The organism is Sulfurovum aggregans (assembly GCF_055385215.1).
The window spans coordinates 1,669,996-1,685,253 of the sequence record NZ_AP042387.1 but is presented as its reverse complement, the minus strand read 5'-3'; the positions used below and the strand labels follow the sequence as shown (position 1 = coordinate 1,685,253).

The following is a 15,258-nucleotide window of genomic DNA, read 5'->3' as shown; positions in this document are numbered from 1 at the left end:
CATATTATATTGTTCCTCTATAGATGCATAACAGGGTTTCTTGCCTGTTTTTTGGAGTTACTTCTACTTTACTTGATGCCTGCTTCAGATTTTCAACACCCTGGAGTACCATTTTTTTATTGTTATAGAGTATCCCTTTCTGTATCTGGGCCATAGACGCTTCCATTGTCTGCATATCCTGTACTCTCTCTGCCTGCTCATACGCCTGTAGGCTCAATGTCAACACTCCCAAACTCAATAAACCCGTAATTATCCTATTCATCAATTCTTCTTATAAGTTTGATTATATTTAATAATTTTATTATTTATCTTGAAATTCTTTTAAAAGTGTTGCTATCTTTTCACTCCCCTCTTTTTCCACGATCTTTATCAAACCTTTACTCTTTTCTTCCAGGTTTTCTTCAAGAAGTGCTAATACTTTTTCTTTATCTATCTCTTTTTCTCTCATTAGCCATCCAAGATCTTTGTTTACCAGGAACTGTGCATTGTAATACTGATGGTCACTTGCAGCATAAGGATAGGGAATGAAAAGGGCAGGAAGGGCAGTGGCGGAAAGTTCCCATAAGGTTGAGGCTCCTGCCCTTGCTATAGCAATATCTGCTTCTTTCATATACTCTGCCAACTTTGTGGTAAAGCCGAAAACTTCAGCTTTTATACCCAGATCAGCATAAGCCTTCTCTACTTCAGCTATATTCTTTTCCCCAGCCTGGTGGATAATACTGATGTCTCTTTTCCGGAGTTCCTCTGCCATTTCAAGTGCCAGGGTATTGATAGCTTTTGCTCCTTGTGAACCACCGAGAAAAATAATAGTTTTTACTTCATGACGAATGCGTGCATTCTCAAAGAAGATCTGTTTTATAGGATAAGCTTTAACAGGACTCTCTTCCAGATAAGAGGAGATGAATGCTGTTGCATAAGGCTTCAATAGTCTATTGAGTGAACCAAGTGCTGCATTTTGTTCATGTATCACCAAAGGGATACGTAGGATCTTTGCTGCAAATGCTGTTGCTGCGGAAGAAAATCCTCCTACAGAAAAGACAACTTTTGCCTGATGCTTTTTCAAAAGTCTGATCGCCTGCAATGTTGCTTTAAACATCATAAAGAGTGATCCGATCTTACCCAAGATTCCCTGGTTCACTACACCACGCGTTTCAAAAAAATATTTATATGCAAAATCATCATCTTTGCCAAACCACTGTTCATCCTGCCCTTTTGTTGAACCGATATAAATAAGTTCGTCATCTTTGAGATGTTCTTTGACCGCTTTAATAATGGCAAGGTGTCCACCTGTACCCCCACCTGTCATAACAATACTCATAATATTCTCCCTTGACTGTCTCTCGGTACTTTTTTTGAGATCATCAATACCATACCTATAGCAATGCATGAAGCCAGAATATGTGATCCTCCGTAACTTAAAAACGGTACTGCGATCCCTTTAATAGGAGTAATACCGGAAATACCGTAAGAGTTGAGTATAAAAGAAAAAGCGATCAACAGTCCTACACCGATACTAAAGAGATAATACATAGGATCTTTCACTTTGGAAGCGATCTTAAAAATCCGGAAGATAATAAAAAGCATTGTTGCTACCACTAAGAACAGCCCCAGGAATCCAAATTCTTCAGTGATACCTGCCAGGATAAAGTCTGTATGCACCTCTGAAAGATACCCGAGTTTGAACTGTCCGTTCCCCAGCCCCTGACCCAGGAATCCGCCATTATGGATGGCATTGAGTGAATTGGATATCTGATAAGGCTCTTTACCCACCTCTATACGCAGATTCTGTACCGATTCAAAAGGAAGCAGAGAAAGTATACTCTCCTGTACAGTTCCCCACCAGCTCCTGATCCGTGCCATACGGTGGGGAGCAAAGAAAATAAGTCCCCCGACAGCGATAAAAGCACCTGACATAAGTGTCATAAAAAATTTTATAGAGCTGCCGATAAACAAAAAAAGTACCAAAAGGGTCAATCCCAGAACAACCACCTGCCCCAAATCTTTTTGAAACACAGCAATGATCACAACAGCTAAAAAGAATACTGCAAGATAAGGAGAAAAGACCCGTATCTCTTCCATAAACCCCATTTTGGTTTTATTGAGAAGTTTACGGGAAAAACTCCATGCTAAAAAGAATATGAATCCTACTTTAAAAAACTCTACGGGAGCAATAGACATAGGCCCCAGATGGATCCACCTTTTTGCACCACCTACTGCATTGACCAGAGAAGACGGAAGGAACTGCATGGCGATCATAAGAATAAAAAAGAGAATAAAAAGCAGTAATCCAACCAGAGAGAACCATCTGTCCGGATCCATTTTACTTAGGATGATCATTGTAACAAAACCGATAAGAACCGCCATGCTCTGTCTAATAAAAAAATGAAAACCCGTATAATGAAAGTGCAGTACTGTATAGGCAGAGAGAGAATAACTCATCACCAGTGAAAGTGTTAAAAGCATCATTACTGCAGCTAAAAGGGGTTTATCTATCATCTTGTATTCTCTTTGAATAATATTAATTAGTATTTTATCAGATTTAACAGATAACTTTGATAAAATTCTACATTAGATGAGGGATATATGAATAAAAAAATACAGAATAAAGCAATTCACCAAAGAAAATATAAGATTTTAGCTCTTTTCCTCTTTTTAGCAGTTGCTATGGGGATCTTTTTATCCTCTATTCTAAAAACCATTATTTCAGAACGGCGTATCCCCAATCATAACACTATTATCCATGACCGATCTTTCCGCGGGTCTATCATCTCTGCAGACAACTATACCCTCAGCAGCTCCCAAAAAACCTATCAGGCAGTCATACGCGGTGCAAGTATCGTACCGGAAAAAAAAGAAGTCTTTATTAGACTTTTCAGTATTTACAGCGGTATCCCTGAGACAGACATACGTAAACGGTTCAAGAACCGTAAAGGGAAAGAGATAACAGGTAATATTGTTCTTTCAAACCGTATTACTTCAAGACATGCCATGCAGCTCAAATCTCTTGCCTACAAACTCAGAAAACTGGGGGTTTTCCGTTCCATCAAAAACCGTAACGGTATTGAAGTGCTTTACGGACTGGACATTATTGAAAATGGTGAAACCAGACGCTTTCCGCTAGGTGATGTCATGAGTCCAGTCCTCGGATATGTGGGGAAGAAAAGCGATGGACGATATACTAGACCTGAAGGAAAAAAAGGACTTGAACGAAAGTATGAAAAACATATTACTTCAAAGAAAAATGGCTATTTCAAAGGGAAAAGAGATGTTGTAGGTGCTGTGATACATGACAAGAACAGTGTAGAGATCCAGCGTGTGGACGGTATGGATCTGCATCTCAATATCCCCTTGGCCCTTCAACGCAGGATAGAGCTGATGATTGATGCTATGAAAAGACGTATCGATGCCGATGAGATCCTCGTAGGTGTGATGGAGAGCAAAACAGGAAAAGTGCTTAGCCTGGCAAGCTCAGAACGTTATGATCCTGCACACATTACCCAAAAAGACATCCCTGCACTGAACCCTAAATTCTCTGAATACCCTTATGAAGCAGGCTCTGTACTTAAACCTATCACTTTGGCAATAGCATTGGATCATGAAGTCGTTCAGCCCATGACTGTATTCAACACCTATAACGGACGGATGAAAATAGGCAAAAGAAGAACAATTACAGATGATGAAAAGTTTGACTCACTCACTGCTACAGACATCATTGTACATTCCTCCAATGTAGGGATCTCCCAGATCTCATGGGAACTGACCGGGAAGGAGTTCAGGGAAGGACTGCTCAAATTCGGTATAGCAAGACCTTCAGGCCTTGACCTGTCACGTGATCTGCCTGGCAAACTCAAGCCTCTCCGCCTGCTTAACCACAATATGCACAGAGCCAACAGTGCATACGGATATGGTATGCTTGTCACCTTTGCACAGCTCTTTAAAGCCTACAGTGCTTTTAACAACAACGGTATAGCAGTAACCCCCCGTATCGTAGATTACCTTCAGGATGCAAAAGGAAACCACTATACACTGGAACCGAAAGGAGGAGATATGCATGCAGTCGGTAAAAAAGCTGCCGAGCAGATACACGATATCCTTTTGGAAGTAGTCAAACGCGGGACAGGGGTAAAAGCCCGGTACCCGGGATTAGAGATAGGCGGGAAAACCGGAACTGCCCACATTGCGAAACATGGTCGTTATGTCAGGGAATACCATAGCAGCTTTTACGGCTTTGCCAACGATAAAGAGGGTCATAAATATACCATTGGTGTCCTTGTTATCCGTGCAAAAGGATATCAAAAATACTTTGCTTCACAATCGGCTGTACCTACCTTTAAAAATATCGTGAGGATCCTGGTAGAACAGGGCTATTTGAAAGTCGATCCCAAAGAGGTATTGGAAGCCCAAAAAGAAGAGCCTCTATATGGAAATGAAGAGAGTGTCACAGAGCAAACTGTACCTACCCCACCTGATATCACAGAAACAAAAGTCAATAAAAAGCCTGAAGAAAAGAAGTCAGTCAAGGAGCTCTTTAAACTGGAGACAAAACCAAAGACTAAAAAGAAGCCAAAAATCAAAACAGAACCAAAACCAAAGCCTCAGACAAAACCAGTTATTGATAAATCGGCCCATGAACTTTTTGAAGATCTGTTTTAGATCAGATCCATATATTATCGATCAGTCTGGGCTTTCCTACCCATGCAGCTACCAATATAATGGTATTGCCTATCTCCACTTCTTCCAAGGCATTAAAGGCTCTGTCGACAATGGCGACATACTCCACCTCATCAGCATCTTTAAGTACATTGAACATCTCTCTTTTGATGGTTTCCACGTTCAATTCTCCTGCCATGACCATCTTTGTGGCTCTTTTCAAAGAACGTGACAGACAAAGAGCTCTCTCTTTTTCATCACCCTGCATGTACACATTACGGGAACTCAAAGCCAGTCCTCTTTCATCACGTACGATCTCACAGGGTATAATATTGACATCCATAAAATAGTTCCTGACCATTTGGGTAACAAGGGCTAACTGCTGGGCATCTTTTTTACCGAAATAGGCATTGTCCGCCCCACTGAGGTTAAGCAGTTTCATCACCACTTGCAGCATACCGTCAAAATGGCCCGGACGCTTTTCCCCCTCAAGAATGTAAGCACGAATTGCCGGGGCACCGATACAAAGTTCATCCGCTTCATACATAGCATCTATGTTCGGCATGAAAAGAATATCTACCCCTGCAAGTTCGCATATCTTGGTATCTGCTTCATCTTTACGTGGGTAGGAATCCAGATCTTCACCTTCCAGGAACTGTGTAGGATTTACAAAAATAGAGACGATAAGATGTTCATTTTCTTTTCTGGCTTGCTGTATAAGAGAAAGATGTCCTTGATGCAGGGCACCCATGGTCGGCACAAACCCTATGCTGCCTTTACATTCTCTCTTTGCCTCCTGAAGTTCATCTATTGTTCTGGCTATTATCATCCCTAACCTCATATTTCGCTATATTTTGGTAAAATCATACCAAAAAAGTAGTGAATAAAGAATGGATGCATACGAATACAGTGAACTTTTAAAATCTCTTTCTGTCAAGATGGAAAACATTACCAATATTGTCAAACCTGACCTTTTGGAAAAAAGACTCAAAGAGATAGAACAGATGCAGCAAGATCCCAACTTTTGGAATGATGCGGCCAATGCAGGGAAGATATCCCAGGAAAAAACAAAAACAGAACGTATATTGGAGACGTACAACAGTGCCAATGATGCTGTACATGATGCCATAGAATATTTTGAAATGGCTAAAGCTGAAAAAGATGAAGATACGTTGGAGATGCTGTACGAAGATGCGGATTCTCTTCAGGAAAGTACGAATGCTCTTGAAGTACAAATGATGCTCAGCGGAGAACATGACGGGAACAACGCCATTGTTTCCATCCATCCGGGTGCCGGAGGTACTGAGTCCCAGGACTGGGCAAGTATGCTCTACCGAATGTATCTGCGCTGGGCTGAACGTCATGACTTTAAAGTCGAAGTACTTGACTATCAGGCAGGAGAAGAGGCAGGGATCAAAGATGTAAGCTTCATCATCAAAGGTGAGAATGCCTATGGATACCTTAAAGTAGAGAACGGTATCCACAGACTTGTACGTATCAGTCCGTTTGATTCCAATGCCAAACGCCACACCTCCTTTACTTCTGTCATGGTCTCTCCGGAGATTGATGATGATATTGATATTGAGATCGAAGACAAGGATATCCGTATCGATACCTACCGTGCCAGCGGTGCCGGAGGTCAGCACGTCAACAAAACAGAATCCGCTATCCGTATCACCCATGAACCTACCGGCATAGTAGTACAGTGCCAGAATGACCGAAGCCAGCATAAGAACAAATCCGCTGCCATGAAAATGCTCAAATCACGTCTGTACGAATATGAAATGGCAAAGAAACAGGCTGAGATAGACGGTGTAGAGAAATCAGACATCGGCTGGGGACACCAAATACGCTCCTATGTCATGCAGCCCTACCAGCAGGTCAAAGATACCAGAAGCAACCAGGCTTTTACAAATGTAGATGCCATACTTGACGGGGATATAGACAAACTTTTAGAGGGTGTACTTATCACCCAGGCAAAATAAAAAATAGAATTACAAGAGGTTTGGGTGTATCAATATTTTCCATACAAAGAGATGGGTCACCGTCAGATCCTCTTGTATGGTTTTCATTTCAGTTTTTTGTTTATTTTTTTTCTTGCCACACTGAGGGACCTTGGACTTGGAAACTTCTTTAATGCCACCATTAATCTTTCTGCATTTTTATTCACAGCATTGAGCTACTACCTCCTGCATTTCCGATCAAAAATAGAACTTCTCATCCGCTTTTTTCACCCATTTTCATTTCCGGAAAGTTCATGACGATGGCTGCTGTTGCCCCGACCATAAAATGAGCAACGATACTCTTTTGCACCGCATGCCATGAGAGGAGCTAAGACATTTCACTCTATCGCCTTAAGACTCTCTGGGCGGAGGTGTAACAGCTTTTCTTGAAGGCGGTGTACCCTCTTCAGTTTCTGAAGATGCACTACCCTCTTCTCTATCGGGAGCTGTGACCGTATCTTCTCTTTGTGGCGGAGGAGTACTCTCAGGCCTTGCTGGAGGTGTTGGAGCAGTTGCTGTTGCAGCCTGTGACGATGTTGATGGAACTTTTTTCTTACCGAACTTCGCAAGCAGTACAGCTATTGCGATCCCTATCCCAATGATCCCCAAAGAGAGTATTGGACGCGAACTGAACCATGCCAAAGCAATGACGATTGAACCTAGCAGTAAAGTAAAGACCGCTGCTACAATACTTGTCACGCCTCCAACAAGGGAACCGAACATCGGTATGACTTTGGCAAAAGCTGCCAGTGGGCCCATGATCATTGTAAATCCAAAGAACATCACCAAAAGTCCAACTACTCTGAGTATCCATGTCAATGCCGTATTGGCATCAAGTTCCTCTTTAAAAATAGCCTGAGCAGATACTCGGCCGTTTCTTACAAAGAGAAAATCTTTGCCGTTGGCTGTCGTATAATGTGTTAAGGATCTATTGGATTGCTGTGCTGCAAATGTATATTCTCCTGCCGGTGCATAACTATAGGTGATCTTAATATCTCCGATCTGCGGTGTATCCGGATTAACTCCCAGGTATAAAAAAGTCTTATAGTTTTTGGCATCACCGATGTAATATGGCATATCCACCAAGCCGTGGAACGGTACAGATGTTCCTATATAACTGACAATATTTTTATCCAGATGAAAATCACCCAACTGTGCATCTGTACTGTAAGTACCGCCCTTATGTGTCATCATTGGGTTTTGATGCTCTTGAGGATGTTTGAATGAAGAAGAATTATTATAGGATGAAGACCACTCTTTTACATAGGTATAAGTTGTGACTGTCTCTGTTCCTCCACCCAGTTTATCCTGGCTTTTACTCTCTGTATTCTCTCTCCACTGGTACATCTGCACACTTTTACGCAGTACAAGACCATCTGTTTTCACACCAAATTCAGGGTCGACCACTTGATGCAGAGGTCTTACCAAACCCTGAAGCAGTACTGCTTTACCATCATACTGTGCATTATAGTTCGTATCCGGAAGAGTAACAATATTCTCCTGCATCTCTTTAAGTGCTGTTGCCTGCTCGACACTGCGTCCTTCATTCCACCACAACAGGACAATAGCTCCTATAATAAAAATAAAACCGAAAAAAATCCCTTTAAAAGAGTTTCCGATATTCTGCCCGTAACTTGTATAGGTGGTCTCTGTAAATTTATCCATCTTCTCTCTCCCAGTTAAAAGTTAAATCTGTCACCCATGGCAAGATCACCCAGCATACCAAGTGCCGAGCCTTCACCTTTATCTCTTCCCCCGCCCTGAGGTGCAGCTGCAAGCATGCGTCCTGCAAGCCTGGAGAATGGCAGTGACTGTATCCAAACCTTACCCGGACCTCTAAGCTTGGCAAAGAAGAATCCCTCTCCCCCAAAGAGCCCTGTCTTGATACCACCTGCCTGTTCTATGTCAAAATGTACCTGAGGCTGCATGGCTACCAGACATCCTGTATCCAAATGTAGTGTCTCACCCTCTTGCAGGTCGATCTCTTTAAGCATCCCTCCTGCATGAATGAATGCCATACCGTCACCCTCAAGTTTTTGCATAATGAAACCTTCACCTCCAAAAAGCCCGGTAAGGATCTTTTTTTGAAAATGAATTCCTATCGATACGCCTTTTGCCGCACACAAAAAACAGTCTTTTTGGCAGATCAGCCTACCCCCCATCTCTTCCAGATCAACAGGAATAATACGCCCCGGATATGGAGCACCGAATGCAACAGTTGCTTTTCCGCTTCCCGTATGTGTAAATACTGTAGTAAAAAGGCTCTCTCCCGTTACCAGACGTTTCCCTGCACCAACCAACTTGTCAAAAAAACCCCCTGAATCATCTTTGGAACCCGACCCGTCACCAAAGACCGTATCCATCACAATATGACTGTTTTTATACATCATGGCACCTGCTTCAGAGATGGCACTCTCACCCGGATCGAGTTCAATCTCCACATACTGGATATCTTCTCCAAAGATCGTATAGTCTATTTCATCGGCTTTATTGGTTCTTCCCGATGCTACTCTTGACGGTGGTCCCATAGGTGCACTTAACAGAGTGGTTTCCCCGGCCAATTCCGCAATTTCAGCCATAGGTTTCCATGCACTGAAACCCTCTTTCCATGCATATCCTTCTATATTCTCTGCAACATACGCTCTGGCTTCTTCTGTTGGGACAGGACCGTATTTTTCTCCGTTATCATATTCCAAAAACCACTGTACACTCATTTTTTCCTCCTTAGAATTTATTTTGTGCCAGGAATTTTTTTGCATCAGGATCACCGTTCCCTGCACATTTCATCATCCATTTTTTTGCTTTTTTTCTGTCTTTTTTATCCCTCTGCCATCATAATATATTATAGCCAAATAATATTTCGCATATGCATTTCCTTTTTTGGCAGCCTGTGTATAAAGATCCAATCCTTTTTTCAGATCTTTTTTAACACCAATACCCTGTGCATTCATAACACCAAGATTATATATTGCATTTGCATTCCCCTCTTCTAATGCTCCCGCATAGATACCACTCAACAATAAACCGGATAATATGATTGATCTTAACATGTCTCTTCCCCTTTTTGTAAATAGACTTGTTTATATTATACTTATCTAGTGTGTCAAAAACATGTCACAAAAAAGAAGTTTTAGGATTTTGATTAGTGGTAGGGGTTGAAAGGTTTATATGGAATATATTTGGGGAGTATCATAAAAACTGTTATTCATCATCTTTGTGTGATTCTTTCTTCTTTTCAATATATTTAGAGATGGTTTTTGTTACAACAAGTGCTGTAACAAAAGCAAGTACGATCATAGACGTAGTATACAGTACATTCATAATATCTATCTTCATACTTCTTCCTTTAATCTCTTGTCTTCCAGTTTATAGATCATATCACAGCGTATAGCCATACTTTCATCATGTGTTACAAGCACTAATGCCGCAGCATTATCTCTGATATAGTCCAGCAATACATCCATCACCAGTTCAGCGGTTTCTTTATCAAGATTTCCTGTAGGCTCATCTGCAAAGATGATCCTGGGTTTCTTACTTAACACTCTGGCGATAGAAACCCTTTGCTGCTCCCCTCCTGACAGTTCTGATGTCTTATGATCCATCAAATGTTCTATCTCCAGTTTTTTCAGAATACTATGGTCTATCTCTTCACCCGAAAGCATAGTGGCTACACTGATGTTCTCCAGAGCACTCATCCCTTTAAAGAGATAATGGAACTGAAAAATGATCCCTATATCATAACGGCGAAGTGATTCTATCTCCTCATCACTCAATGTATAAAGGTCATGTCCCAAAAGCGTTACTTCTCCCTCATTAGGTTTCATAAACGTAGAAAATATATGTAAAAGTGTTGATTTCCCGGATCCACTTCGCCCTACAATGGCTACGCTCTGGGTAGGGTTTATACTAAAATCTATATGTGTAAAAAGAGGATAATCAAAACTATGAGAAAGATTTGTAGCTACCAAAAGGGGTTGGGACATATATAGAGCCTTTAAAATATTTTGCATATTTTAACATAAAAAAAGATAGGGAGAAGGGGAAGAAAGATTTTTAATTCAAAAAAACTCCCAAAGGAGCTTCCTACACAGCTTCACTTTGTTCCGGCTGTTTAGGTTTCAAAGCTACAAACAACAAGCAGTTGTTGTTTGCTTTACGCTTCTTGTTTATGCCATTTGTTTGGCAACTTCAGCAGCGAAGTCTTCTTCTTCAACTTCGATACCTTCACCCACTTCGAGTCTTACAAAAGTGATGATCTCAGCTGATCCACCAGCTGCTTTAGCTTTCTCCTGGATATATTCAGCAACTGTTTTGCTGTCATCCATTACGAATTTTTGGTCAAGAAGACACTGCTCTTGATCAAGTGTTGTGTTGTCAGAAATAAATCTGGCAATCTTACCAGGAAGAATTCTGTCCCAGATCTGCTCTGGCTTACCTTCAGCTTTAAGCTCTTCTTTGAGTGCTGCTTCAGCTTCAGCCATAACCTCTTCAGTCAATTGGCTCATAGAGATGTACTGAGGAATATTTTTAAGTGTCTTGCCAAGTCTGCTAAGTTCTTCGTTCTCTTTTTCAATAGCAACGATTCTTCCTTTAGTTTCTTCTGCTACATAAGCAGGATCAAAATCTTTATAAGAAAGAGTTGACGGTGCCATTGCTGCTGCATGCATTGCAACTTCTCTGAGCACAGGTGTCATTGCCTCAGCTGTTTTTTCAGAATCACATTTTGCAGCGATGATCACACCATTTTGACCATTAGAGTGAACATAACCGTTTACCGCTGTTGTTTCATCACCTACGATCAATGCTGCTCTTCTTACTACAAGGTTCTCACCGATAGTAGCGATCTGCAAAGAGAGATAATCAGCAAATAATTGACCATTGATCTCTGATGCGTTAATTGCTTCTGCATCAGCCAGCTCATTATCAAATGCATGATTTACAACTTCATCCATCACTGCTTTGAATTTGTCATTCTGTGCAACGAAGTCTGTTTGTGAATTGATCTCAACGATCATTGCTTTATGACCTTCAACTTTAACAGCGATAGCACCTTCCGCTGCTACTTTACCGGCTTTTTTGGCAGCTGCTCCAAGACCTTGGTCTCTGAGCCACTCAACAGCTTTGTCCATATCTCCATCAGCTGCAGTAAGTGCTTTTTTACAGTCCATCATTCCTGCATCAGTCATCTCTCTGAGTTTTTTAATGTCTTTAGGTCCAAAGTTTGCCATGATTACACCTCCGCCAATTCTTTTGCAGATGCTACAACGTCTTTAAAGTCACCTTTAAAACTATACTTCTCTTCCATCACTTGAATTTGAGCTTCAGTCATGTTTGCTACGTCTGCATAAGTATAGAAACCTTCATCGTTGAGTTTTCCCTGGTATACTTTGCCAACACCTGCGATTTTAGTAAGATCATCACCTTTTTTAGCTTCAGTTTTAGGAGCAGGAGCTGCTTTTTCCTCTGCAAGTGCTGCTACTTCTTCTTCAGTTGCTGCTTCAGCCATAACTGCTGCCACTTCCTCGCTTGTCACAACCTCTTCTCCCTCTTTCCCTTGTGCTTCATCATATGCCGCTTTACCTTCAATGATTGCTTCAGCCATCTCTTTACAGAAAAGGTTGATCGAACGGATCGCATCATCATTTCCCGGGATCGGATAATCGATAACATCCGGATCACAGTTTGTATCAAGAGGTGCAACGACTTTCATTCCAAGTCTTCTTGCTTCTTTCACTGCAATATGCTCTTTCACAGCATCAACAACGAACATCATATCCGGAAGTTTTTTCATATGTCTGAAACCTTCAAGGTATGAACTCAATTTCTCTTTTTTTCTTAAAAGCATCAATGCTTCTTTTTTAGTCAGAAGATCAAGTTGCCCATTCTCTTCCATTTGCTCGATGATCTCAAGTTTTCTAATAGATTTTTTCATTGTCGGGTAGTTTGTTAACATACCACCTAACCATCTTGTAGCAACGTAAGGCATACCACATCTCTCTGCATGCTCTTTCACTGCTGATCTGGCTTGTTTTTTAGTACCTACAAACAGTACTGTTTGTCCTTCAGCTGCTGCATCTCTTACTACATTGTAAGTGTATTTAAAGTATCTAAGTGTTTTTTGAAGGTCGATGATATAGATGTTCTTTCTTGCACCGAAAATGAATTTTTTCATTTTTGGATTCCATCTTCTTGTCTGGTGTCCGAAGTGTACACCACATTCGAGTAAGTCTTTCATTGTTACCATAAGTTTCTCCTTGGTATATAATCATAATAGAACTTTTTTATTCAGTCTACTTCAGCAGTAGGCTCATACGACTAGTCGTATCTTAGGTAAAAGCTCAGTTAAAAGCATATGCTTCATCACTAGGTTTAAGAGTCGAATCGGTAATCATTCGAATCATCCGCTGTAGTCATCAACACACAATGTGCAACCAGTCAAGGAATAACTACATGAGTATTTCCAAACTTCAAATAGAAATAAGGAACGCGATTATATCGAAGTGATGTTTAAAAACAGATAAAAGATTTCCTCTTACAGGAAAGAGAAGGGGGGTATATTGTGGACTATTATCAAGTATTAATGCTTCAAATATTTTTGACGTTTCTTCACTTTGTTATATCTTGGCAAAGAAGAGATGAAAAAAAAGTATATTGCTCCAAGGCAGACCAGAATGGTCAGGATCAGAATATTGGAAAAAGAGACAAACCAGCATATCATTCCCAGTATAATGGCCTCTATCATCAGATAGATCAACGGTTTTACTGCTGAAGCTCTTCTTCTGTCAGACAATCTACTATGATATTCCATACCTACTCCCTCTTTTTATATTATTTTTTTAATTATACTCTTATTTCAGATCATTAATCAATGCTCTATCTTTAAAGAGCATTTGTATTTCATTTATCCTCGCAACATTTCAAGTTTAGATCTCACCTCATCCACATGACCTTTTACTCTCACTTTTTTCCATACAGCAGCTATTCTTCCATCCGGATCGATAATAAAAGTACTTCTGACCACTCCCATGTACTCTTTGCCCATGAACTTCTTAAGCTGCCATACACCAAAAGCATTACACAGTGATTTGTCTTCATCTGCAAGCAGTGTGATCCTGAGATCTTTTTTCTCTATGAAATTTCTGTGTTTTTGAGGGCTGTCCGGACTGACACCCAAAACAATAGCATTCAGATCTTCAAAATTTGGAAGTGCTGCTGTAAAATCACAAGCCTCTGTCGTACATCCCGGAGTATTGTCTTTTGGATAAAAATAAAGCACTATCCAGCGTCCTTTTATATCTCTAAGACAGATCTCTTCTTCATCTTGGTTTGGCAGACAAAAATCCGGTGCCTGTGCTCCTACTTCTAGCATGGGTATCCTTTATTATTTCTTTTTAATTCGGAATCGGGAACTTCCGAAGATTTTATTTCTTTTTCGCTAGTATAACAGAATGAATAAAGAAAATGAACATTCAAAAGAAGAATTACTTGCAGATATTGAAAAACTTATCTCTTATGGCAGGGAAGAACCGACAATCAATCCTGCCCTTTTGGCATACTTGGAAATAGATGACCTCCTCTCTACAAAGAAAAAACTGCTTGAAAAAGTAGGAAAGCTCAGTGAGGAAGACAAGGAATGGCTGGAACAGTTTAAAAAATATGAATAAGATGTCAAAAGGAACAAATAGCCAATACTGACCGCACAGACTCAAATAGAGTAATTTAAAAATGTTGTATTTAACTTCTTTTTTGATGCAGAAAAAGCATATTATAATATTTTTTTATAAAAAAATTATAGTAAAAGAAATAATTTAGATTGTATATGTTACTATGGATATTGTAATTAAACAGTAAAAAAGGAGTTAATTATGAAAAAGTTTAGTCTTTCAGTAGCAGCGGTTTTGGCAATGAGTGCATTCGCAATGGCAGGTGGGGATATAGAACCAGTAGCCGAGCCGGTGGCTGAAGTAGTAATTGCTCCGGCGGCAGATGCATGGGCCGGACCCTATGTAGGTCTACAGGCCGGATATATCTGGGGAGATGCAGATGTAAGTTCTTATTGGAGAGATGGAAGCGAAGCATATTCTCTCAATGGCTTTAATGTAGATGGATTCACAGGCGGTATCTTTGCCGGCTATAACTGGCGGGTCAACAATGATATTATTCTCGGTATAGAGGGAGAATGGAACTATGTATCAGCAGATGATACCATTACAAGCGGTGTAGATGGAGAGTCATGGGGAGCAAAAGTTGAACAAGATTGGGATGCTTCACTCAGGCTGAGAGCAGGAAAGGATATGGGGGATTATATGCCTTACATCACCGGAGGTGTCGCATGGGCAAGAGTTGAGTCACATGGATTTACTAGTTGGGATTACACAGATGACCATGATGCAACCCTTACAGGCTGGACACTTGGAGCAGGGGTAGAAAAGAAGATCGATGATAACCTCCATGCCCGCATCCAGTACCGCTATAGTGACTATGGAGATGACACTTGGCAGTTGGACCCAGATAATGACCCTGATACAGGAAAAATCGAATACAACGCTCACATGCTTACTGTGGGTCTGAGCTATCGTTTCTAATCTTCAAAACGCTCATATGG

At 40.8% G+C, this 15,258-nt stretch carries 17 protein-coding genes and 1 pseudogene; 5 read left to right on the top strand and 13 right to left on the bottom strand.

Annotated features, from left to right (window positions below):
• Positions 1 to 4: 4 nt before the first annotated feature.
• The 3 genes from ACZ48W_RS08645 to ACZ48W_RS08635 are packed head-to-tail and all read right to left on the bottom strand — an operon-like array spanning position 5 to position 2,496.
• The gene (locus ACZ48W_RS08645) at positions 5 to 262 is read right to left on the bottom strand and encodes a hypothetical protein (RefSeq protein WP_464827959.1); all 258 of its coding nucleotides are present in this window, start codon (positions 260 to 262) and stop codon (positions 5 to 7) included.
• Positions 263 to 301: 39 nt separating this feature from the next.
• Positions 302 to 1,318: an undecaprenyldiphospho-muramoylpentapeptide beta-N-acetylglucosaminyltransferase gene (murG, locus tag ACZ48W_RS08640; protein WP_464827958.1), complete on the bottom strand. Its 1,017-nt coding sequence runs from the start codon at positions 1,316 to 1,318 to the stop codon at positions 302 to 304.
• Positions 1,315 to 2,496: an FtsW/RodA/SpoVE family cell cycle protein gene (locus tag ACZ48W_RS08635; protein WP_464827957.1), complete on the bottom strand. Its 1,182-nt coding sequence runs from the start codon at positions 2,494 to 2,496 to the stop codon at positions 1,315 to 1,317. Before ACZ48W_RS08635 ends, murG begins: the two co-directional genes overlap by 4 nt.
• A gap of 87 nt (positions 2,497 to 2,583) precedes the next feature.
• On the opposite strand from ACZ48W_RS08635, the gene ACZ48W_RS08630 reads away from it, so the two are divergent.
• Positions 2,584 to 4,653 carry a peptidoglycan D,D-transpeptidase FtsI family protein gene (locus tag ACZ48W_RS08630; RefSeq protein ID WP_464827956.1) on the top strand — a complete coding sequence of 690 codons (2,070 nt, stop codon included), beginning with the start codon at positions 2,584 to 2,586 and terminating at the stop codon, positions 4,651 to 4,653.
• A 1-nt stretch (position 4,654) separates the two neighbouring features.
• Here the strand turns inward: ACZ48W_RS08630 and panC are convergent, their stop codons facing one another.
• Positions 4,655 to 5,479: a pantoate--beta-alanine ligase gene (panC, locus tag ACZ48W_RS08625; protein WP_464827954.1), complete on the bottom strand. Its 825-nt coding sequence runs from the start codon at positions 5,477 to 5,479 to the stop codon at positions 4,655 to 4,657.
• Between the two features lie 61 nt (positions 5,480 to 5,540).
• Between panC and prfB the strand changes: the two genes are divergently transcribed.
• A complete protein-coding gene (prfB, locus tag ACZ48W_RS08620; RefSeq protein ID WP_464827952.1) occupies positions 5,541 to 6,635 on the top strand; it encodes a peptide chain release factor 2 in 1,095 nt (364 codons plus the stop codon).
• Between the two features lie 24 nt (positions 6,636 to 6,659).
• Positions 6,660 to 6,911 (top strand): hypothetical protein, encoded by a 252-nt coding sequence (locus ACZ48W_RS08615; protein ID WP_464827951.1) that lies wholly within the window; start codon positions 6,660 to 6,662, stop codon positions 6,909 to 6,911.
• A 93-nt stretch (positions 6,912 to 7,004) separates the two neighbouring features.
• On the opposite strand, the gene ACZ48W_RS08610 is transcribed toward ACZ48W_RS08615, so the two are convergent.
• From ACZ48W_RS08610 to bcp, 9 genes and pseudogenes are all read right to left on the bottom strand, one after another.
• On the bottom strand, positions 7,005 to 8,318 hold the full coding sequence (locus tag ACZ48W_RS08610; RefSeq protein ID WP_464827950.1) for a TMEM43 family protein: 1,314 nt from the start codon (positions 8,316 to 8,318) through the stop codon (positions 7,005 to 7,007).
• Positions 8,319 to 8,332: 14 nt separating this feature from the next.
• Positions 8,333 to 9,367, bottom strand: a complete 1,035-nt coding sequence (locus tag ACZ48W_RS08605; RefSeq protein WP_464827949.1) for an AIM24 family protein — start codon at positions 9,365 to 9,367, stop codon at positions 8,333 to 8,335.
• Positions 9,368 to 9,439: 72 nt separating this feature from the next.
• Complete coding sequence (locus tag ACZ48W_RS08600) at positions 9,440 to 9,703, bottom strand: tetratricopeptide repeat protein (protein ID WP_464827948.1); 264 nt, start codon at positions 9,701 to 9,703, stop codon at positions 9,440 to 9,442.
• A gap of 151 nt (positions 9,704 to 9,854) precedes the next feature.
• On the bottom strand, positions 9,855 to 9,989 hold the full coding sequence (locus ACZ48W_RS08595; protein ID WP_464827947.1) for a hypothetical protein: 135 nt from the start codon (positions 9,987 to 9,989) through the stop codon (positions 9,855 to 9,857).
• Positions 9,986 to 10,636: an ABC transporter ATP-binding protein gene (locus tag ACZ48W_RS08590; RefSeq protein WP_464827946.1), complete on the bottom strand. Its 651-nt coding sequence runs from the start codon at positions 10,634 to 10,636 to the stop codon at positions 9,986 to 9,988. The genes ACZ48W_RS08595 and ACZ48W_RS08590 overlap by 4 nt, the downstream gene beginning before the upstream one ends.
• Positions 10,637 to 10,819: 183 nt before the next feature.
• Positions 10,820 to 11,881: a translation elongation factor Ts gene (gene tsf / locus ACZ48W_RS08585; RefSeq protein ID WP_464827945.1), complete on the bottom strand. Its 1,062-nt coding sequence runs from the start codon at positions 11,879 to 11,881 to the stop codon at positions 10,820 to 10,822.
• 227 nt (positions 11,882 to 12,108) lie between these two features.
• Positions 12,109 to 12,897, bottom strand: a pseudogene (gene rpsB / locus ACZ48W_RS08580) (30S ribosomal protein S2); the annotation flags it as partial.
• A gap of 333 nt (positions 12,898 to 13,230) precedes the next feature.
• Positions 13,231 to 13,461: a hypothetical protein gene (locus ACZ48W_RS08575; protein WP_464827943.1), complete on the bottom strand. Its 231-nt coding sequence runs from the start codon at positions 13,459 to 13,461 to the stop codon at positions 13,231 to 13,233.
• Positions 13,462 to 13,554: 93 nt separating this feature from the next.
• Positions 13,555 to 14,022, bottom strand: a complete 468-nt coding sequence (gene bcp / locus ACZ48W_RS08570; protein ID WP_464827941.1) for a thioredoxin-dependent thiol peroxidase — start codon at positions 14,020 to 14,022, stop codon at positions 13,555 to 13,557.
• Between the two features lie 79 nt (positions 14,023 to 14,101).
• On the opposite strand from bcp, the gene ACZ48W_RS08565 reads away from it, so the two are divergent.
• Complete coding sequence (locus ACZ48W_RS08565) at positions 14,102 to 14,317, top strand: hypothetical protein (protein WP_464827939.1); 216 nt, start codon at positions 14,102 to 14,104, stop codon at positions 14,315 to 14,317.
• A 201-nt stretch (positions 14,318 to 14,518) separates the two neighbouring features.
• Complete coding sequence (locus tag ACZ48W_RS08560) at positions 14,519 to 15,238, top strand: outer membrane protein (RefSeq protein ID WP_464827938.1); 720 nt, start codon at positions 14,519 to 14,521, stop codon at positions 15,236 to 15,238.
• The last annotated feature ends 20 nt before the right edge of the window (positions 15,239 to 15,258 follow it).